Here is a 17,623-nt window from a genome sequence, read left to right on the forward strand (position 1 = left end):
TCCGAGGTGTGCCGGTCAGTGGCCCGCCTCTGCCGGGCCCGCGCCCCACACCCGTGCTGCGGCGTCCGTCGTCGGTTGCAGTACCGCCTCCGTCACCGCCGACGTGCGCAGGTGCGTACCGCGTTGGTAGTCCTCGTCGCGGACCATCTCGGAGAAGGCGTGACGGGACGGATAGGACACCAGCAGCACGGCGTCCCAGTCCTGCCCCGGCTCGGCGACGACGGGGGCGGCGCCCAGGCCGTAGTACAGGATCGTGGCGCCCACGCGCTCGGCGTGCGGGCGGAAGTGCCGGAGGTAGTCCGCATAGCCCTCGCCCCCTCCCCCGGGCGCGAAACGCAGCAGGTTCAGCATCACTACCGGAGCATCGGGGTCCTCCAGAAGGAATTGCTTCAGGCTCTTTCCCGTGGGGTCCACCGCCATGGCGCGCATTCTCCCGTCTGTGGTCTGTCCATCATCGGTCTCGTAGAGGGCTTCGAAAGCCTGGAGAGCTTCGAGGGCTTCGAGGGCTTCGAGGGCTCGTCGGCCTCACGTCGTGTGTATCGGTGATGTCACCGCCCCTACCGATGCGCAGGACACCAAGGACCTGTACTTCCCCAACACGCCCGAGTCGTAACGCGAGTGTGGTGCGGTCCAGTTCGACAGGCGGTCCGCCAATTCGGACGGTGACAGAGCCACCGAGAGTTCACGCCGCTCCAGGTCGATCGTCACGCGGTCGCCGTCGCGCAGCGCGGCCAGCGGTCCGCCGACCGCCGCCTCCGGGGCCACATGACCGGCCATCAGGCCCCGTGACGCGCCCGAGAAGCGGCCGTCCGTGACGAGTCCCACGTGCGGGCCCAGGCCACGGCCCACCAGCGCGGCCGTCACGCCCAGCATCTCGCGCATGCCCGGACCGCCGCGCGGGCCCTCGTACCGGATGACGACGACATCGCCCCGGCGGATGCGACCGGCCTGTACCGCCGCCATCGCGTCCTCTTCGCGGTCGAAGACCACCGCCGGTCCCGTCATCCGCGGCGTGGCCGACGCGGACGCCTTCACCACCGAGCCCGCAGGCGCGAGATTGCCCTTCAGGATCAGCAGTCCGCCGGTCCGGCTCAGCGCGCGCCCGGCCGGCACGACGACCTCCTGGCCCGGGGTCTCGCGGGCCTCGCCCACCTCCTCTGCCACGGTCCGTCCCGTGACCGTCGGCGCGCCGCCGTTCAGCAGTCCCGCCCCGTCCAGGGCCCGGCCCACCAGACGGGTGCCGCCGGCGCGGTCGAGGTCGACCGCCGTGAAACGCCCGCTGGGGCGCAGGTCGGCGATGACCGGGGTACGTGAGCTGATCGCGTCGAAGTCCGTCAGGTCGAGCGGGATGCCTGCCTCGTGGGCGATCGCGAGGAGGTGGAGTACGAGGTTGGTGGAGCCGCCCGTTGCGGTCCCCGCGGTGATCGCGTTGTGGAACGCGTCGGGGGAAAGGATCTTCTCCGGGGTCAGGCCCTGCTCGACCAGTCGCATGGCCAGTGCGCCCGCCGACTCGCAGACCTCCGTCCGCCGCGGGTCGGTGGCGGGCGGATCCATCGAACCGAAGGGGCTGAGGCCGAGGAATTCCAGGGCCATGGCCATCGTGTTGGCCGTGTAGTGGCCCGCGCAGGCGCCCGCGCCGGGGCAGGCGGCGCGCTCCAGTTCCCCGAGGCTCGCGTCGTCCAGTTCGCCTGCGGCATTGCGGCCAACGGCCTCGAACACGTCCTGGAGGGTGACCTCGGAGCCGCGGAAGCTGCCCGGCAGCATCGTGCCGGAGTACAGGATCAGGCCCGGCAGGCCGAGGCGTACGTGGGCCAGCGCGGCGGCGGGAAGGGTCTTGTCGCAGCCAGCGATGGTGACCAGGCCGTCCAACGCATGCCCGCGGCCCACGAGTTCGATGGAGTCGGCGATGACCTCGCGGCTCACCAGGGACGTGCGCATCCCCTCCGTGCCCATGGTGATCACATCGGATATCGCGATGGTGTTGATCTCCATCGGGGTGCCGCCCGCCGCGCGGATACCCTGCATCACGGACTCCGCCAGGCGGCGGTGGTTCAGATTGCACGGCATGGTGCCGATCCAGCTGTGGGCCACGCCGATCATCGGCCGGGACAGGTCCTCGGTGGACAGGCCGGTCGCACGTAACGCCGCACGCGCCGGAGCACGGTCACTGCCACACAGAAACGGATTCGCTGGCATCGCCCCTCCGGGAACCGATTTCGGGTTTTCTTGCTGTCTCGGTGCGTCGGAGCTTACGAGAGGAATCCCGGGCCCAGCAGGGAAATTCGCGGATGCGGCGGATCTCGGGCCATGAGGAACAGGCGCGTACGACTTTCGTGGGAGCCGGGTGCGCAGGGAGATGTATCGGAGTGCACCGGCCGTGAATTATGCGCCGCCGGGCCGAACGGTAGCGTCCGAGCGGAGAATTCATGTTTCCCTGCGAGGAGCAAAACGGAATGGAGTGTGGGCGGAATGGCAGCCGAAAGGCATGATGACACGGTTCAGGTGGGGATCATCGGCGGGAGCGGGCTGTACGACCTGGAAGCGCTGACCGGTGTGCGGGAAGTGCGGGTGACGACTCCGTACGGCGATCCCAGCGATGCGCTGATCGTCGGTTCGCTGGGCGGAATCCGGGTGGCCTTTCTGCCGCGGCACGGGCGGCGGCATCAGATCGTGCCCACGCATGTGCCGGCGCGCGCCAACATCTACGCACTCAAGAGCCTGGGCGTGCGGCAGCTGATCAGCGTCAGCGCGGTGGGCAGTCTGCGCGAGGACTTCCGGCCCGGCGATCTGGTGACGCCCGATCAGATCGTGGACCGGACGCGGGGCCGCAAGGAGACGACATTCTTCGACGAGAACATCGTCGTGCATGTGCCGTTCGGGGAGCCGTTCTGCGGTCGGCTGCGCGGGCTGCTGGGCTCGGCAGCACGGCGGGCGACGGATGCGGCCGTGCACGCCTCCGGTACGTACTGCTGCATGGAGGGCCCGCAGTTCTCCACCCGGGCCGAGTCCGAGCTCTACCGCTCCTGGGGGCTGGACATCATCGGGATGACGGCCGTGCCGGAGGCCAAGCTCGCCCGCGAGGCGGAGCTGTGCTACGCCGGGCTCGCGCTGGTCACGGACTACGACTGCTGGCGTGCCGAGACCGAGGACGTGAGCGCGAGCGGGGTGGCGGAGGTGATGCGGCGCAACAGCGCGGCCGCCAAGGCGAGCATGGTCGCGCTGCTCGAATCGCTGGACCCGGAGCCGAAGTGCGGCTGCCAGGACGCGCTGGCGGCATCGATCATCACTCCGCTGGACGCCGTCTCCGAGGTGACCAGGGACCGTCACAAGCTGCTGGTGGGCAAGTACTTCGCCACGGAGGCGCACAGGCCCGCGGCCTGACCGCACGCGAGTGAGAGCCGAGAGCCTGGCCTCCGCTGGTGCGGGGGCCAGGCTCTCGGCATACGGAACCGCCGGTGTACCGGGCCGTCAGCCCTCCGTCGTCAGATCAGCCCTCCGTCGTCAGGAGCGAGAAGACCCGGGCCGGGGCCAGGCGAGCGGCGCCGTCGAGGCCGCCGATGGAGGCGGCGACCGCATACCCGGTGATCTCCCCGCCGCCGTCGGTGACCAGCTCGCCGGCCGCCGCGAACGTACCGCCGGTGGCGAGGACGTCGTCGACCACCAGGACGCGGTCGCCCGGCGCCAGGGCCTCGCGCTGGATCTCCAGCGTGGCGGTGCCGTACTCCAGCGCGTACTCGGCACGGTGTACGGGCCCCGGCAGCTTGCCCTTCTTACGGGCGAGGACGAGCGGGCGGTCCGCTGCGGCGGCCACGGCCGTACCGAGGATGAAGCCGCGGGCCTCGATCGCGAGCACCCGGTCGAACTCGCCGGCGAAGGCGGCGGCAAAGGCCGCGGCCAGCCGCCTGACGAGTGCCGGGTCGCCGAAGACCGGCGTCAGGTCCTGGAACTGGATTCCGGGCTCGGGGAAGTCGGGGAAGACGCGGATCCGCTGCCGTACGGCAGCGCGGAGGGCGGCCGCACCGGGCGCAGCGGGGGTCGGCGCGGGCGGGACTACGGGAGTCGTCGCGGGCTGGGGTGTCATCTCTCCTGCTCTCGTGGTGGGTGGGCCGGCCGGTGGCCGGGGGGCCGGGCGCGCGGGCGTCCGGCGTGCGGGCGTCGGGCGTGCGGGCGTCGGGCGTGCGGGTGCCGGGCGGGCGGGCGTCGGGTCACTGGGCCAGATAGCCGCCGTCGACCGGGAGGATCGCTCCGGTGATGAAGGAGGCCTCGTCCGAGGCGAGGAAGGCGATCGCGGCGGCGACCTCGCCGGGTTCGCCGATCCGGCCGAGCGGGTGCCGCCGGGTGATGTCGGCGAGGTACTCGGCGCCGCCCGGCTCGTCGGGGAGCCGCCGTACGCGGTCGGTCCTGATGGTGCCGGGCGCGACGGCGTTGACCCGGATGCCGTGCGCCGCCCACTCCACCGCCAGGTGCAGGGTGAGCCCGGAGGCGACGAACTTGGCCGGGCCGTAGGTGCTCTGCGACTCCTGGCCCGCGAGCCCGGAGATGGAGGACAGGCAGACGATGGAGCCGCTGCCGTTGAGCAGCATCGCCTCGATCGCGTACTTGCAGGACAGGAACATGCCACGGCCGTCGACGGCCATGACATGGTCCCAGTCCTGCGCGGTGGCCTCGGTGATCCGCTGCAGGGGCAGCACACCGGCGTTGGCGACCAGCACGTCCAGGCGTCCGTAGGCTTCCATGGCCGCGTCGGTCATCCGGTACGCGGCGCCCGGATCCGCGACATCGCCGGTGACCGTGTGGACCTCGGTGCCCTCGGCGGTCAGTTCGGCGGCGAGCTTGGCGAGGGCCTCGCCGTCGACGTCGCCGAGGACGAGGCGGGCGCCTTCCGCGGCGAAGCGTTCGGCCGTGGCCCGGCCGATGCCCTGGGCACCGCCGGTGATCAGGCAGGACTTGCCGCTGAGGCTGCGGGCTGGCGGTGGCGCTGTCATGGGACCTCCTGGGGGATCGAGGCCGGTGCCGTACGGTCCGGCGCGGGCGGGGTGAGCAGGCCGGGCGACCTCGTTGCCGGCCCGGTGGCAAAGGCGTCGCGGCGGCAGGCGCGGTCCAGCCAGAAGCCGGCGATCTGGCAGGTCACGATGGACATCAGGATCAGTGCGGCGAAGAACTGGGCGTTGATGATGCCCGCGCCGTAGGTGACGCTCGCGAGCAGGACGCCGAGCGTGCCGCGGGCGTTGAGCGCGACCGCGAGGCGGGTCGATACGCCGCGCCCCTCCCCCGCCAGCACCCCGGCCAGCCAGACGCTGCCGCCCTTCACGACGCACGCCAGAACGAGGAACCACGCGAAGAACAGCGGGTCGAGCTGGCGGGCCAGGTCCAGGCGGAGGCCGACGAGCGCGAAGTACACCGGGACGAAGAAGGCCAGGGAGAAGTGCCGGATCGCCTCCCAGGCGTGCAGGGCCCGGCCCTCCGCCTGCAGATCGCCGCTGCCGGAGTCGCTGCGGGCCGCGCAGATCCCGGCCATCAGCGCGCCGAAGACGGTGTTGATCCCCAGGGCCGCGCACACCGCGACGCCGGCGAAGAGCGCCGAGAGGCGGAAGGCGGTGGGGTTCTGGCGCTCCACCGGATTCCACCGACGGCTCGCGAGCCAGCGGAAGAACCGCGGCCCCCAGACCATGGTGAGGGTGAAGAACAGCAGGGTGGCGACGACGTAGTACGCCATGGTCGGCAGCGGCGCGTCGGTGCCGACCGCGGCCCACAGGCCGACGGCCTCGTCGGACTGGACCGCGGCGAGGCCGAGCACGACGGCGAGGACGATGTAGAGGACGGCGTCCTCGGCGACTGCGACCATGAGGACGATGCGGGCGAATGAGGTGTCCTGGATGCCGAGGTCCATGATGATCCGGGAGATCACCGGGATCGCGGCGACCGCGGTGGCGATGCCGAAGACGAGGGCGAGGGACAGTGCGGTGCCGTTCGGCCCCGCGAAGTCGCGGTGGCCCACCAGGCGTACGACGAGAACGCCGGCGACGAAGGGCAGGACCAGTCCCGCGGCGGCGATGATCGCGGCGGTGCGGCGCTCCCGCGCGCCCGCGCGGACGCGCAGCTCGGCACCGGCCAGGAACATCAGCAGGAGCAGGCCGATCTGGTTGACGGCATCGAGTCCGGTGGCGACCGCTCCCGTGGTGGGGAACAGCCGCGCGGTGAAGTGGGGTGCGAGGGCGCCCAGGACGGTCGGCCCGAGCAGCAGGCCGCCCACGACCTCGCCGATCACCGGTGGCTGCCGGAGCCGGGCGAAGAACCGGCCCACGGCATGTGCGGTGACGACGAGGACCAGGAGGGCGATCAGCAAATGGGCGACGTCGGCTGTTGACAGCGACATCTGGCCTCCGGAATTCATTGGCTGGTGGACATGGCTGCCCGGCAGCGTAATGACGTGATACGCAGTTCCGTATCGGCGTAAAGGGCGCAGTAAAAAGGGCCTTTGGGGGTGCGCGGATACCGCGAAATTCCCGTACGGGTGGCGCGGAATTCCCGGATGGACGGGCGCATGCGCTCGTACCGGCGGCACTTAGGTGGCAGGAGTCGTACGACCCGTGGCCGATGCGGGTCTCCCGCGCGGGCGGCAAGACTCGGTGCGCATGTACTGCGTTGTGTCATACGACCCGAATTCGACCTGATAAGGAGTCGCCCGTGATCGTCCTTTTCTGCGGAGACGTCGTCGGAGAACCCGCCACCGAGCGGCTGTCGGAGAGCCTGCCCGAGCTGCGCCAACGGCACCGGGTCGACCTGGTGGTGGTGAATGCCGAGAACAGTGCGCCCAACGGTCTCGGCATGGGCGCCAAACAGGTCGACCGGTTGCTGGAGGCCGGCGCCGATGTCATCACCGGCGGTAATCACTCCTGGGACAGCGAGGAGTCCGTCGGACTGCTGGACCTCCCCCAGGTCGTCCGCCCGGCCAATCTCGCGCCGGGGGTACCGGGCCGGGGGGTCCTGCATGTCACGGCCGCCGGTGAAACGGTGACGGTGGTCAATCTGGCCGATCACTGCGCCATGAAGTCGGTCAAGGCCACCGCCGGCAAGTTCCTTCCCGCGTACGAGGGTTGGCGCGCCGCGGACAAGCGGGGTGCCGTGATCGTCGACTACCACGGCGACCACGTGCTGGAGAAGCAGATCTTCGCGCACGCGGTGGACGGCGAGGCCGCTGCCGTGCTCGGCAGCCATACCCATGAGGCGACCGGGCCGCTGCATCTGCTGCCCGGCGGTACGGCTTTCGTCACCGAGGTCGGCATGACAGGACCGGGCGACGGAGTGCAGGGTTTCGCACCCGCCAACCTCGTCTCCGGGCTGCGCGAGACGGGGAATCCGTTCTCCGGCGCGATGCCGTCGGTGAGCCCGGGCCCGCTCGTGCTGGGCGCGGTGGTCCTGGAGATCCGTCACGGGCGTGCCGTACGGCTGGAGCGGGTGTCCTGGCCGGAGGACGACGCGGCCCACGCGCCCCGGACGAGGCTCGGCGACAAGGGAGCGGCAGCATGACGGCTGGTCAACTACCGGGCACAGCAGCTGCCTTGTCACCCCTTCAGGGATTCGAAGTGCACGACCTCTCGCTGTCGCTGGCGGAGGACCTGCCCTGCCATTGGCCCGCCCATCAGCCCTTTCAGCACAAGGTCTGGAGCTGGTTCGCCACGCGGAAGGACGGGGCCCAGGCGGCGTACAACCGCAGCGGCGCTCCCTACTCCACCCGCTGGATGGCGATCGACGAGCACACGGGGACGCACTTCGACGCCCCCAGCCACTTCGTCCCTCCCCCGGACTCCGGCCTGCCGAACGCCGCTCCCGCGGGTGAGGTCACCGCCGAACGGGTGCCGGTCGCGCAGCTGATGGGGCCTGCGGCCGTCGTGGACGTCACGGCCCTCGCGGCCGGCGGCGGCGACGATGGCGTGAGTCCCTTCATCACGGCGGACCACCTCACCGCGTGGGAACGCCGGTACGGACGGCTGGTCCCCGGCGAGGTGGTACTGCTGCGGACCGGCTGGGACACGCGGTACCGGCGCGGCCCCGAGGGCGACGCGTATCTGTACGACGTGATCGTGACCGGGCGTGCGCCCGGTTGGCCGGCGCCCGATGTGGCGGCGATGGAGCTGCTGCTGGACCGCGGCGTGCGGTGTGTCGGCATCGACGCGCCGTCGATGGGCGCCGCGCACGACGGCGTGCCGGTCCATGTCCGCGGGCTGAGCGCGGGTGCGGTGTACGTCGAGTGCCTGACCGGGCTGGACCGGCTGCCCGCGCGCGGCGCGTGGTTCTGCTTTCTGCCGCTGAAGGTCGAGGGCGGTACGGGAGCGCCCGGACGCGCGGTGGCGTTCCTGCCGCCCGCAACCGACGACTGAAGATCACTGAGGGATTTCTGAAGGGGTGTCACCATGCGTTCCACCATGCGCCGTACTGTCCGGCTGTCCGGTGCGCTGCTGCTCGCGGTGGCGGGCAGCACGCTGTCCGCGTCGCCTGCGCAGGCCGCCGGTGCGGCCGAGCCGCGCGTCATCACCTGCTCGGGCACCATCGCGGAGACGTTCTCGCCGGGGCTGACCGTGCAGAAGCGGCCCACCAAGGTCGTGGCGCACAGCAAGCTGTCCTGCACGGGCGGCGCCGTCACCTCGGTCACCTTCTCCTCCAGTTACACCGTGGAGTCCAGCTGTGTGTCCAATCAGCTGATCACGGTGGGCTCGCCGAAGTTCCGCTGGAACACCGGCGGAAAGTCCACCGCCACGTTCACGTACGCCGTCGGGCGCCCCGCGGGCCAGACCGTCGCGGCCGGTGTGGGGCAGGTGACCGAGGGCCGGTTCGCGGGGTACGCGGCGACCCGGGTGCTCGCCTCGCCCACCCCCGATGCGCTCAAGTGCCTCGGCACGGGCATTCCGTCGGCCAAGGGCGTCGATCATGTGACGCTGGTGGCCCAGCCGTAGGACGTACCGCCGGGCAACGGACGCGGCGTGCCGGGGAGGCTCTTCGGAGTTCTCTCCCCCGGCACGCCGCGTCCGTGTGCGTCCACGTCCGGTCCGCGGTCAGGCGGTCCGCGGTCAGGCGGTCCGCGGGCCGGCCCAGAAGGCGTCCAGCGGATACGGCGTCGCGGCGGCGATGAGCTGGCGGGCGGTGGCATGGGCCCGGTCCGCCGGGTTCTCGACGGTGCCGACGGTGTACTGGGCGATGACGCCTTCGTACAGCAGCAGGAGCTGGTCGGCCAGCAGATCGGGGGCGGGCGCCCCGGTGGCCTCGGCGAGTTCCCGTACGCGCTCGCGCAGGGCCTTCTTGTGACGGGCGACGACGCTGCGGGCCGGGTGATCGGGGCGGGCGAGTTCGACCTGGGCGTGGGCGAAGGCACAGCTGCGGAAGCCGGAGGGGGAGACGGCCCACTCCTTCAGCGCGTCGAAGACGGCGAGGAGCCGGGCGCGCGGGTCCGCACCGGCGTCGTCGATGCAGTCGTCGAGGATGAGCTGCCAGCGGGTCTGCCGGCCGTCGAGATAGGCGAGGAAGGCAATGGTGTCCACGGGGTTCTCCGTTCGGAAGGCCGGCGGTGCGCCGGCCGGCGGGTCAGATCGCGCGGCGGGAGAGGCCACGCACGGGCTGCGGGGGCGCGGTGCGGCGGGGCTGGGGTGCGGGACGTACCGGTGCCGTCGGCTCCACGGGCGTACGTACGGGTGCCGGGCCTTGGGGCGTACGGCCTCCGGAGCGGCGGGCGGGCAGCGGGGCGCCGTGGCGGACGGCGTGACCCGCGTTGATCCCGTAGGCCACGTCCTGGACGAGGCGTAGCAGGGAGCGGAGGAGTGCCTTCATGAGCGTCCGGTCCTTTCCGGTGATGAGCCGGCGGTCCCAGGAAGCGGGCCGGCCGGTCAGTCGCGGGGCAGCAGCAGTCGTGCCAGCAGGGTGGTCGCGCACAGCAGGGCCGCGGCGAGGGCGAGGCTGAGGTGGAGGCCGCCGACGGAGAAGCCGCCGTCGGCGGGTCCGGCGAGCAGCGTGCCGAAGAGGGCGACGGCGAGGGCGCCGCCGGTCTGCCGCATGGCGTTGAGCAGCCCGGAGGCGGTGCCCGCGCGGTGGCCCGGCACGCTGTCCATGAGCAGCGCTGTCAGCGCCGGCACGGTCACCGCGCTGAGGCCGAAGGGCAGCAGCAGTACCAGGACGAGCCAGGCGGGCGTACTGGGCCCGAGCGCCAGCAGCGCCGCCATCGCCAGGGCGAGCAGGGCTTGGCCCCAGACGATGACGGGGCGGCGCCCGTACCGGTCGGCGAGGCGCGGCGAGAGGATGTTGACCGCGGTGATCACAGCGGCGGTGGGGACGAACATCAGCCCGGCGGCGGTGCCGGACATGCCGCGCAGCTGCTGGTAGTAGAGGCCGAGCAGGAAGATCGTGCCGTAGTAGGCGGCGTTGACGGCGAAGCCGACGGTGAGCGTTGCGACGACCTCGCGCTGCCGGAGCAGCTCCAGCGGCACCATCGGCGCGGGATGCCGGGCCTCGGCGGTACGGAAGGCCAGGGCCGCGGCCGCCGCGACGCCGAGCGCGAGGCCGGACTGCCAGGTCGGGCGGCCCGCGTGGCCGCCTTCGATGACCGCGTAGGTCAGTGCGGCGAGGGCGAGGACGGCGGAGGCCTGGCCTGCCGGGTCGAAGGGGACATGGCGGCGGGCCGAGGCGGGGACACGGGTGAGCAGGGCCAGGATGAGCGCGCCGACGGGGAGGTTGAGGAGGAAGACGGCGCGCCATCCCGCGGTTTCGGTGAGGACACCGCCGAGTACGGGGCCGATGGCCATGGCGAGCGAGCCGCCGACCGACCACAGGGCGATGGCGCGGGCCCGGCGGCCGGGGTCGTCGTAGGTCTGCCGGATCAGGGCGAGGGAGGCGGGCATGACGACGGCGGCGGCGCTGCCCTGGACGACACGGGCGGCGATCAGGGTGCCGATGCCGGGCGCGAGGGCGCAGGCGAGGGAGGCGACGGTGAAGAGGGTGACGCCGACGGCGTAGGCACGGCGGGCACCGGAGCGGTCGGCGAAGGAGCCGGCGGAGAGCATCAGCGCGGCGAACATCAGGGTGTAGGCATCGACGACCCACTGCAGGCCCGCCATGCCGCCGTGCAGGCTCGAACGGATCGCGGGGAGCGCGATGTTGACGCCGGAGACGTCGACGGTGATGACGAGGAAGCCGAGGAGCGCGGCGAGCAGGGCGACAGCCGGGGGCGCGCCGGCCGCCTTCCACGGCGTCGATAACGCCGCGGCCCCTGGCTCGGCGGCGGGCGGGGAACCCGGCGCGGGGGTGGGCGGGGTGAGGGCTGGCATGGCGAATCCTCCAGGCAGCGGCGGGCACTTCGCGGGGGGGGGCGGGCACTTCAGGAGGCGGCGGGCACCTCGGGGAAGCGGCGGCGGGCGCTTCGGCAGGCGGTCAGCCGCGCTCTCGCCCGAAGAACTCCACCAGCGTCTTGGCCGTCTCCTCGGGCTGGTCCTCGGCGACGAAGTGGCCGGCGCCGGGGATGGTGGCGCGTTCGGCGCCGGGGATGGCGGCGGCGAGCCGGTCTCCGGTGGCGGTCGGCAGCCACTCGTCCTCGGCTCCCCACAGGACGAGGGTGGGCACGGCGACCTCACCCAGCCGGTCCACGGCCGCGCGGGTGTCCTCGAAGCTGACGGCGCAGACCTGGTCGATCCAGCGCCGCTGGCCTTCGGGGCCCGCCCAGGGCGCACGGTAGGCCGCGGCGGCCTCCTCGGACATCGGCCGGTGCACGGCGGTGCGCAGGCGGGCGGTGACGATGTCGTCGAAGATGTGCGTCGGCATGGTGCGGTACGCCTCGGCGTACCGCTGCTGGTGCTCGGTGAAGGGGGTGTTCCAGGGACCGAGGACAGCGGCGTCGAGGAGGGCGAGGTGGGAGGCCGGTACCCCGTCGAGGAGGTGTGCCCGCATGACGACGCCGCCGCCGATGTCGTGTCCGACCAGCGCGGGTGCGGTGAGCCCCCAGTGGTCGACGAGCTCGGCGAGGGTACGGGCCTGCTGGGCGATGGAGGGGGTGGCTCCGGGGGCGATACGAGAGGCGCCGAAGCCGAGGAGGTCCCAGACGTAGACGGTGTGGTGGCGGGCGAGCGCGGGGACGGCGCTCCGCCAGAGGTAGGACGAGGCGGGGGTCCCGTGGACGAGGACGACGGGCGGGCCCTCGCCGAAGACGCCGGTGGCGACCTCGCCGGCGGCGACCGGTACGCGCTGGTAGAGCTGCCACGGGGCGGGTTGGGCATGCGTGCTCATGCCGATCCCTCCAGACCTAAGGGGTATAGTCGAGGTTCTCCGATTACCGTAGCATGGAGTAAGGCTTGAAGATTCCTTTTTCCGATTACGCATTGGGTGCGGGCGTCGCGACCGACCTGGTCAACACCTCCGCCCTCGTCCGCAGAAGTACCGGCGAGATGCTCGTGGACCCGGCCGCGCTCGGCCGCTTCCTCAGCGAGTACGAGGTCCCCGTGGACACCGCGCCGCCCGGCCGCCGGCCGACCGAAAAGGATCTGGAGCAGGTGCTCGCGCTGCGCCAGGAGCTGCGTGCGCTGCTGGAGTCCGACAGCGAGGACCGGGTGGCGGAGGGCGCGAACGCGCTGGTCAGGCGGGCAGGCATGGGTCCGTCCCTGGAGCGGGACGCGGACGGGCGCTGGCAGTGGTACCTCACCACGGGCCCGGACGCCTCGCTCGCCGAGGAGCTGGCCGCCATGATCGGCACCGGCCTGCTGGGCGTGCTGCGGGCGCTGAACCACGACCGCATCCGCCACTGCGCCTCGCCCGTGTGCGACGGGATGTTCGTCGACACGAGCAAGGCCGGGCGGCGCCGGTACTGCATGCCCGACCTGTGCGGCAATCGCCTCAACGTCGCCAAGCACCGCGCCCGCCGGCTCGCGGCCGCAGGCGACTCCGGCGAGGTCAGCGGGACGGGTCGGGGGCGTTCCCCGGAGGCGTGACGGCGCTCAGGAGGGCCCGCCAGGCCCGGGTGAGCTGGGCCGCGGCCGGAGTGCCGGTGTGGGCGCAGGCGGCGTGCAGCCCGGCGGTCTCCGCCGCCGCCACGAGGCCGACCGCCAGTACGGTCACCGTGGCCGCATCCACCCCTGCCCGCAGTGCTCCCTCGCGGGCCGCCCGGGCGCTCACCGCATGCAGGCTCGGCAGCCATACGCCGTACCAGCCGGCCCGGTCCCCCGCCTCGCCGCCCAGCCGGCTCGCCGCACGCACGAGGTCGTCCTCGCCGAGCAGCACCACCAGTACCCGGGTGATGTCGACCACCGCCTGCAGCGCGCAGGCCGCGTCCTCGGCGCTGCGTGCCACGGCCTCCCGGGTGATCCGGTGCCCCTGCGCGCAGACCGCGTCGGCCAGCGCCTGTTTCGATGCGAAGTGAAAGGTGATCGCCCCCATCGTCACCCCCGCCGTCCGCGTGATGTGGGTGAGGGTGGTGGCGGCGTAGCCCCGCCGGGCGAACTCCGCGGCGCCCGCTTCCAGGACACGCCGGCGTGTCCGTGCGGCTCGTTGCTGGATCACCAAGTGCCTTTCCTCCTCGGCCACCCGCCCGCCCTGCGCCGGGACGCCGGAAGCGGCGCACGGAGCAGTGCGCGGGACGCGGCCCTGACGCTCCGTACGCCGCTCGGCGGCAGCTCCGTACTCAGCGGCCGGCCTCCGGGAGGATCGCGTCGGCCTCGATCTCCACCAGCAGGGCGGGGTTGGCCAGCGCCGAGATGCCGACGAAGGTGGCCGCCGGGCGCGCCTCCCCGAACACCGCGGCATGGGCGCGGGCCACGGCGTCGAAGTCGGCGATGTCGGTGAGGTAGACGCGGGTGCGGACGACATCGCCGATGTCGCCGCCGGCCTCTTTCAGGGCCGCGGCGATGCGGTCGAGGCTCTCGGCGGCCTGCTTGCCCGCGTCGTCGCCGCCGACCGGACCGTCGGGGCCCGAGGCCGTCGTACCGGAGACGGAGACGAACGGGCCGACGCGCACGGCTCGGGAGAAGCCGACGAGGGACTCGAACGGGGAACCGGAGCTGAAGAGCTGCCGCTCGTTGGTGGTCGTGCTCATGCCTGTCCTCCAGAAGTGAGGGTGTGGGTGGTGTCCGGTCGGGTGGTGGTTCAGGAGATCGGCACGGCTGCCGATACCGGCGTACGCCACTCCGGATGAGCAGCGCGGCCCGCGGGCGCGGCGCGCCCCGTCACCGTCGCGCGAAACGCCGCCGCGATCGCGTCGAACACCGGGCGTTCCTGTGCGTACGGGCGGCCTTCGAACGCTGCCGCCGGGACGAGTTCACTGGCGGTGCCGGTGAGAAAGACCTCCTGCGCCGCGCTGACGTCGGCCACCTCCACCGGTCCTTCCTCGACGTCCAGGCTCAGGTCGCGGGCGAGGGTGAGCACCGTGTCGCGGGTGATGCCGGCGAGCAGGCTGTCGGTGAGCCACGGAGTACGCAGCCGCCCGTCGGTGACGAGGAAGACGTTGGAGACGGTGGCCTCGGCGACCCGGCCGGTGACGCAGTCGAGCTGCAGCGCGTCGTCGAACCCCGCGGCCAGGGCCGCGGTCTTGGCCAGGGCCGAGGTGACGTATGTACCGACGGCCTTGGCGCGCGGCGGGAAGGTCTCCGGCGAGGGGCGGCGCCACGGCGAGACGGTCAGCCGCACGCCCGGCGCCGGTACGTGCGCCTGGGTCCGCCCGGCGACCGCCTCGGGGGGCGGCGCGGCCATCGGCCAGACCTCGATGCCCAGGGTGAAGGGCACGGTGGACAGGTCGATGCTCAGGAAGGGGTCGGCCGCGAAGAGTCCGGGCCGTACGTAGGCGTCGGCGAAGCCGCACTCGGCCGCGGCCCGCAGCGCCGCTTCGCGCAGCCGGGCCAGGTCGTAGTCGTGGTGGATGCCGAGCAGGCGAGCGGAGTCGAGCAACCGGAGCAGATGGTCGTCGAGGCGGAAGAGCGCGGGCCCTTCCGGTGTGGCGTAGCAGCGGATTCCTTCGAAGACGGCGGTGCCGTGCTGGACGCTGCTGCTGCCGAAGGGGATGCCGCGGCCGGGCGCGGTGTGCCGGGCGCCGGGGCCGTCCCAGTAGGTGTAGGCCGAAGTGGGCGGGGTCATCGTGGGCTCGCCTCCTTCACAGGGCCGCGAGCACGGCGCGGGTGGTGTCGTCGGTGGTGGCGGTGCCGCCGAGGTCGGGGGTGCGCAGCCCGGCGTCCAGGGCGCGTTCGACGGCGGTCTCGACCGCGTCGGCGGCGTCGGGTCGCCCGAGGCCATGACGGAGCATCAGGGCGACGGAGAGGATGGTGCCGAGGGGGCTGGCGTGGCCGCGGCCCGCGATGTCGGGAGCCGAGCCGTGGATGGGTTCGAAGAGCCCGCCGCGGACGCCGGCGGCCGGGTCGGGCGGCCCGGGCAGGGAGGCGCTGGGCAGCAGTCCGAGGGAGCCTGCGATGGCTGCGGTCTCGTCGCTGAGGATGTCGCCAAACATGTTCTCGGTGAGGACGATGTCGAAGGACGCGGGGTCGGTGACCAGGCGCATCGCGGCGGTGTCGACGAGGAGATGGTCGAGGGCGAGCTGCGGGTACTCGCGCTCGACCACGCGGGTCACGGTCTCGCGCCACAGCCGTGAGGTGTCCAGGACGTTCGCCTTGTCGACGGAGGTGACGCGGGCGCGGCGGCCGGTGCCGGCGGCGAGTTCGCAGGCGACACGGGTGACGCGCTCGATCTCGGCGACGGTGTAGGCACAGGTGTCGTAGGCGTCGTCGGCGGTGCGGGCGCGCCGGCCGAAGTACAGGCCGCCGGTGAGCTCGCGGACGACGATCAGGTCGACGCTCTTGGTGCGTTCGGGTTTGAGGGGGCCCGCGTCGACCAGTGCGGGGAAGGGGCGCACGGGGCGGAGGTTGGCGTACAGGCCAAGGGCCTTGCGCAGTTCGAGTACGCCCTGTTCGGGGCGGGGTGCGTCGGGGTCGGCGGGCTGGGTTCCGGTGCCGACGGCGCCGAGCAGGACGGCGTCGGCCCGGGTGCAGGCCGCGAGCGTCTGCGGGGGCAGCGGCCGCCCCGTACGGTCGATGGCGGCGGCACCGATGGGGTATTCGCGCACGTCGAAGTCACCGACCGCGCGGAGGATGTGCAGGGCGGAGGCGACGACCTCGGGGCCGATGCCGTCACCGGGGAGGGCGACGATGCGTGGCCGCGCGGTGGGGGCGGTACCGGGGGTGGTCACAGGTCCTCCGGGGAAGCGAGGCGGCCCAGCACAGCGGTGGCCGCCGCGACCGGCGGGGAGACCAGGTGGGTGCGGGCGCGGTCCCCCTGACGGCCTTCGAAGTTGCGGTTGGAGGTGGAGGCGCTGCGCTGGGCGGCCTGGAGACGATCGGGGTTGACGCCGATGCACATCGAGCAGCCCGCCGAGCGCCATTCGGCCCCGGCCTCGCGGAAGACCTTGTCCAAGCCCTCGGCCTCGGCATCCAGGCGTACCCGGGTGGAGCCGGGGACGATCAGGGCGCGCACGCCGTCGGCGACGCGGCGGCCGCGCAGCACCTCGGCCGCGGCCCGCAGGTCCTCGATGCGGCCGTTGGTGCAGGAGCCGACGAAGACGGTGTCGACGGGGATGGCGCGCAGCGGGGTGCCGGGGGCGAGGTCCATGTACGCCAATGCGGTGCGGGCGGCTTCGCGTTCGCCGGGGTCGGCGAAGGCGTCCGGGTCGGGGACGGTGCCGTTGAGGGGGCCGCCCTGGCCGGGGTTGGTACCCCAGGTGACGTACGGGCCGAGCTCCGCGGCGTCGAGGGTGATCTCCTTGTCGAAGACGGCGTCGGCGTCGGTGGCGAGGGTGCGCCAGTGGGCGACGGCGGCATCCCAGGCCGCGCCGGCGGGGGCGTGCGGGCGGCCCTTGAGGTAGTCGAGGGTGGTGTCGTCGGGGGCGATGAGCCCGGCCCTGGCGCCTGCTTCGATGGACATGTTGCACACGGTCATCCGGGCTTCCATCGACAGGCCGCGAATGGCCTCGCCGCGGTATTCGATGACGTATCCCTGGCCGCCGCCGGTGCCGATGCGGGCGATGACGGCGAGGATGAGGTCCTTGGCGGTGACGCCGGCGGGCAGGGTGCCTTCGACATTGACGGCCATGGTGCGGAACGGCGGCATCGCGAGCGTCTGGGTGGCCAGGACGTGTTCGACCTCGCTGGTGCCGATGCCGAAGGCCAGGGCGCCGAGCGCGCCGTGGGTACTGGTGTGGCTGTCACCGCAGACGATGGTCATGCCGGGCTCGGTGAGGCCCAGTTGGGGTCCGATGACGTGGACGATGCCCTGGTCCTCGTGGTCGAGGTCGAAGAGCTCGACGCCGAATTCCGCGCAGTTCTCCCGCAGGGCGCCGACCTGGGCGCGGGACACGGGGTCGGCGATGGTGCGGCGTCCCGCCATCAGGTCGGTGGGAACGTTGTGGTCCGCCGTGGCGACGGTCAGGTCGGGCCTGCGTACGCCGCGGCCTGCCGCCCGCAGCCCGTCAAAGGCCTGCGGACTGGTCATCTCGTGCATGAGGTGCAGATCGATGTAGATCAGGTCGGGCAGATTCTCCGCCCGGTCGACGGTATGTTCCTGCCATATCTTCTCGGCCAAGGTAAGACCCATGGCCGTGGACGGTACCGCTCGGGAT

The 17,623-nt window shown here is 72.5% G+C and carries 19 protein-coding genes; 5 read left to right on the plus strand and 14 right to left on the minus strand.

Features of this window, described 5'->3' with window-relative positions; translation table 11 throughout:
* Nucleotides 1-15: 15 nt before the first annotated feature.
* A complete protein-coding gene (locus tag ACZ4MH_RS27890) occupies nt 16-420 on the minus strand; it encodes a DUF1330 domain-containing protein (protein ID WP_351586264.1) in 405 nt (134 codons plus the stop codon).
* Between the two features lie 105 nt (nt 421-525).
* Nucleotides 526-2,196 carry a dihydroxy-acid dehydratase gene (ilvD, locus tag ACZ4MH_RS27895; protein ID WP_351586262.1) on the minus strand — a complete coding sequence of 557 codons (1,671 nt, stop codon included), beginning with the start codon at nt 2,194-2,196 and terminating at the stop codon, nt 526-528.
* Nucleotides 2,197-2,469: 273 nt separating this feature from the next.
* Here ilvD and mtnP point away from each other — a divergent pair, with 273 nt between their 5' ends.
* Nucleotides 2,470-3,381, plus strand: a complete 912-nt coding sequence (gene mtnP, locus ACZ4MH_RS27900) for an S-methyl-5'-thioadenosine phosphorylase (RefSeq protein ID WP_351586260.1) — start codon at nt 2,470-2,472, stop codon at nt 3,379-3,381.
* Between the two features lie 106 nt (nt 3,382-3,487).
* On the opposite strand, the gene ACZ4MH_RS27905 is transcribed toward mtnP, so the two are convergent.
* From ACZ4MH_RS27905 to ACZ4MH_RS27915, 3 genes are all read right to left on the minus strand, one after another.
* Entirely contained in the window at nt 3,488-4,081 is a 594-nt protein-coding gene (locus tag ACZ4MH_RS27905; RefSeq protein ID WP_351586258.1) for an adenine phosphoribosyltransferase, read from the minus strand.
* A 124-nt stretch (nt 4,082-4,205) separates the two neighbouring features.
* Nucleotides 4,206-4,985, minus strand: a complete 780-nt coding sequence (locus ACZ4MH_RS27910; RefSeq protein ID WP_351586256.1) for an SDR family NAD(P)-dependent oxidoreductase — start codon at nt 4,983-4,985, stop codon at nt 4,206-4,208.
* Nucleotides 4,982-6,376 (minus strand): cation:proton antiporter, encoded by a 1,395-nt coding sequence (locus ACZ4MH_RS27915; protein WP_351586254.1) that lies wholly within the window; start codon nt 6,374-6,376, stop codon nt 4,982-4,984. Before ACZ4MH_RS27915 ends, ACZ4MH_RS27910 begins: the two co-directional genes overlap by 4 nt.
* A gap of 311 nt (nt 6,377-6,687) precedes the next feature.
* Between ACZ4MH_RS27915 and ACZ4MH_RS27920 the strand changes: the two genes are divergently transcribed.
* The 3 genes from ACZ4MH_RS27920 to ACZ4MH_RS27930 are packed head-to-tail and all read left to right on the plus strand — an operon-like array spanning nt 6,688 to nt 8,954.
* Nucleotides 6,688-7,530: a TIGR00282 family metallophosphoesterase gene (locus ACZ4MH_RS27920; protein WP_351586252.1), complete on the plus strand. Its 843-nt coding sequence runs from the start codon at nt 6,688-6,690 to the stop codon at nt 7,528-7,530.
* Nucleotides 7,531-7,586: 56 nt separating this feature from the next.
* Nucleotides 7,587-8,381, plus strand: a complete 795-nt coding sequence (locus ACZ4MH_RS27925; RefSeq protein ID WP_351586250.1) for a cyclase family protein — start codon at nt 7,587-7,589, stop codon at nt 8,379-8,381.
* A gap of 33 nt (nt 8,382-8,414) precedes the next feature.
* Nucleotides 8,415-8,954, plus strand: coding sequence for a hypothetical protein (locus ACZ4MH_RS27930; RefSeq protein ID WP_351586248.1), 540 nt, complete (start codon nt 8,415-8,417; stop codon nt 8,952-8,954).
* 114 nt (nt 8,955-9,068) lie between these two features.
* Here the strand turns inward: ACZ4MH_RS27930 and ACZ4MH_RS27935 are convergent, their stop codons facing one another.
* The 4 genes from ACZ4MH_RS27935 to ACZ4MH_RS27950 form a co-directional block, all read right to left on the minus strand.
* Complete coding sequence (locus ACZ4MH_RS27935) at nt 9,069-9,536, minus strand: TetR family transcriptional regulator (protein ID WP_351586246.1); 468 nt, start codon at nt 9,534-9,536, stop codon at nt 9,069-9,071.
* Nucleotides 9,537-9,579: 43 nt separating this feature from the next.
* Nucleotides 9,580-9,822, minus strand: a complete 243-nt coding sequence (locus ACZ4MH_RS27940) for a hypothetical protein (protein WP_351586244.1) — start codon at nt 9,820-9,822, stop codon at nt 9,580-9,582.
* A 56-nt stretch (nt 9,823-9,878) separates the two neighbouring features.
* Nucleotides 9,879-11,312 (minus strand): MFS transporter, encoded by a 1,434-nt coding sequence (locus tag ACZ4MH_RS27945; RefSeq protein ID WP_351586242.1) that lies wholly within the window; start codon nt 11,310-11,312, stop codon nt 9,879-9,881.
* Nucleotides 11,313-11,415: 103 nt separating this feature from the next.
* Nucleotides 11,416-12,264: an alpha/beta fold hydrolase gene (locus tag ACZ4MH_RS27950; protein WP_351586240.1), complete on the minus strand. Its 849-nt coding sequence runs from the start codon at nt 12,262-12,264 to the stop codon at nt 11,416-11,418.
* Nucleotides 12,265-12,329: 65 nt separating this feature from the next.
* Here ACZ4MH_RS27950 and ACZ4MH_RS27955 point away from each other — a divergent pair, with 65 nt between their 5' ends.
* Nucleotides 12,330-12,962 carry a CGNR zinc finger domain-containing protein gene (locus ACZ4MH_RS27955; protein WP_351586238.1) on the plus strand — a complete coding sequence of 211 codons (633 nt, stop codon included), beginning with the start codon at nt 12,330-12,332 and terminating at the stop codon, nt 12,960-12,962.
* On the opposite strand, the gene ACZ4MH_RS27960 is transcribed toward ACZ4MH_RS27955, so the two are convergent.
* From ACZ4MH_RS27960 to leuC, 5 genes are all read right to left on the minus strand, one after another.
* Nucleotides 12,925-13,530 (minus strand): TetR family transcriptional regulator, encoded by a 606-nt coding sequence (locus ACZ4MH_RS27960; RefSeq protein ID WP_351586236.1) that lies wholly within the window; start codon nt 13,528-13,530, stop codon nt 12,925-12,927. The genes ACZ4MH_RS27955 and ACZ4MH_RS27960 overlap by 38 nt on opposite strands.
* 121 nt (nt 13,531-13,651) lie before the next feature.
* On the minus strand, nt 13,652-14,062 hold the full coding sequence (locus ACZ4MH_RS27965; protein WP_351586234.1) for a RidA family protein: 411 nt from the start codon (nt 14,060-14,062) through the stop codon (nt 13,652-13,654).
* 50 nt (nt 14,063-14,112) lie between these two features.
* Nucleotides 14,113-15,096, minus strand: coding sequence for an aminotransferase class IV (locus ACZ4MH_RS27970; RefSeq protein WP_351586232.1), 984 nt, complete (start codon nt 15,094-15,096; stop codon nt 14,113-14,115).
* Nucleotides 15,097-15,112: 16 nt separating this feature from the next.
* Nucleotides 15,113-16,198 carry a 3-isopropylmalate dehydrogenase gene (gene leuB, locus ACZ4MH_RS27975; RefSeq protein WP_351586230.1) on the minus strand — a complete coding sequence of 362 codons (1,086 nt, stop codon included), beginning with the start codon at nt 16,196-16,198 and terminating at the stop codon, nt 15,113-15,115.
* The gene (gene leuC / locus ACZ4MH_RS27980) at nt 16,195-17,598 is read right to left on the minus strand and encodes a 3-isopropylmalate dehydratase large subunit (RefSeq protein WP_351586228.1); all 1,404 of its coding nucleotides are present in this window, start codon (nt 17,596-17,598) and stop codon (nt 16,195-16,197) included. Before leuC ends, leuB begins: the two co-directional genes overlap by 4 nt.
* Nucleotides 17,599-17,623: the final 25 nt, after the last annotated feature.

The organism is Streptomyces sp. NPDC026301 (genome assembly GCF_055567935.1).

Coding starts and splice junctions, on each gene's coding strand:
- ACZ4MH_RS27915 (WP_351586254.1), bottom strand. CDS start 6,376: ATGTCGCTGTCAACAGCCGACGTCGCCCATTTGCTGATCGCCCTCCTG.
- ACZ4MH_RS27945 (WP_351586242.1), bottom strand. CDS start 11,312: ATGCCAGCCCTCACCCCGCCCACCCCCGCGCCGGGTTCCCCGCCCGCC.
- ACZ4MH_RS27905 (WP_351586258.1), bottom strand. CDS start 4,081: ATGACACCCCAGCCCGCGACGACTCCCGTAGTCCCGCCCGCGCCGACC.
- ilvD (WP_351586262.1), bottom strand. CDS start 2,196: ATGCCAGCGAATCCGTTTCTGTGTGGCAGTGACCGTGCTCCGGCGCGT.
- mtnP (WP_351586260.1), top strand. CDS start 2,470: ATGGCAGCCGAAAGGCATGATGACACGGTTCAGGTGGGGATCATCGGC.
- ACZ4MH_RS27970 (WP_351586232.1), bottom strand. CDS start 15,096: ATGACCCCGCCCACTTCGGCCTACACCTACTGGGACGGCCCCGGCGCC.
- leuC (WP_351586228.1), bottom strand. CDS start 17,598: ATGGGTCTTACCTTGGCCGAGAAGATATGGCAGGAACATACCGTCGAC.
- ACZ4MH_RS27890 (WP_351586264.1), bottom strand. CDS start 420: ATGGCGGTGGACCCCACGGGAAAGAGCCTGAAGCAATTCCTTCTGGAG.
- ACZ4MH_RS27950 (WP_351586240.1), bottom strand. CDS start 12,264: ATGAGCACGCATGCCCAACCCGCCCCGTGGCAGCTCTACCAGCGCGTA.
- ACZ4MH_RS27965 (WP_351586234.1), bottom strand. CDS start 14,062: ATGAGCACGACCACCAACGAGCGGCAGCTCTTCAGCTCCGGTTCCCCG.
- ACZ4MH_RS27930 (WP_351586248.1), top strand. CDS start 8,415: ATGCGTTCCACCATGCGCCGTACTGTCCGGCTGTCCGGTGCGCTGCTG.
- ACZ4MH_RS27910 (WP_351586256.1), bottom strand. CDS start 4,985: ATGACAGCGCCACCGCCAGCCCGCAGCCTCAGCGGCAAGTCCTGCCTG.
- ACZ4MH_RS27940 (WP_351586244.1), bottom strand. CDS start 9,822: ATGAAGGCACTCCTCCGCTCCCTGCTACGCCTCGTCCAGGACGTGGCC.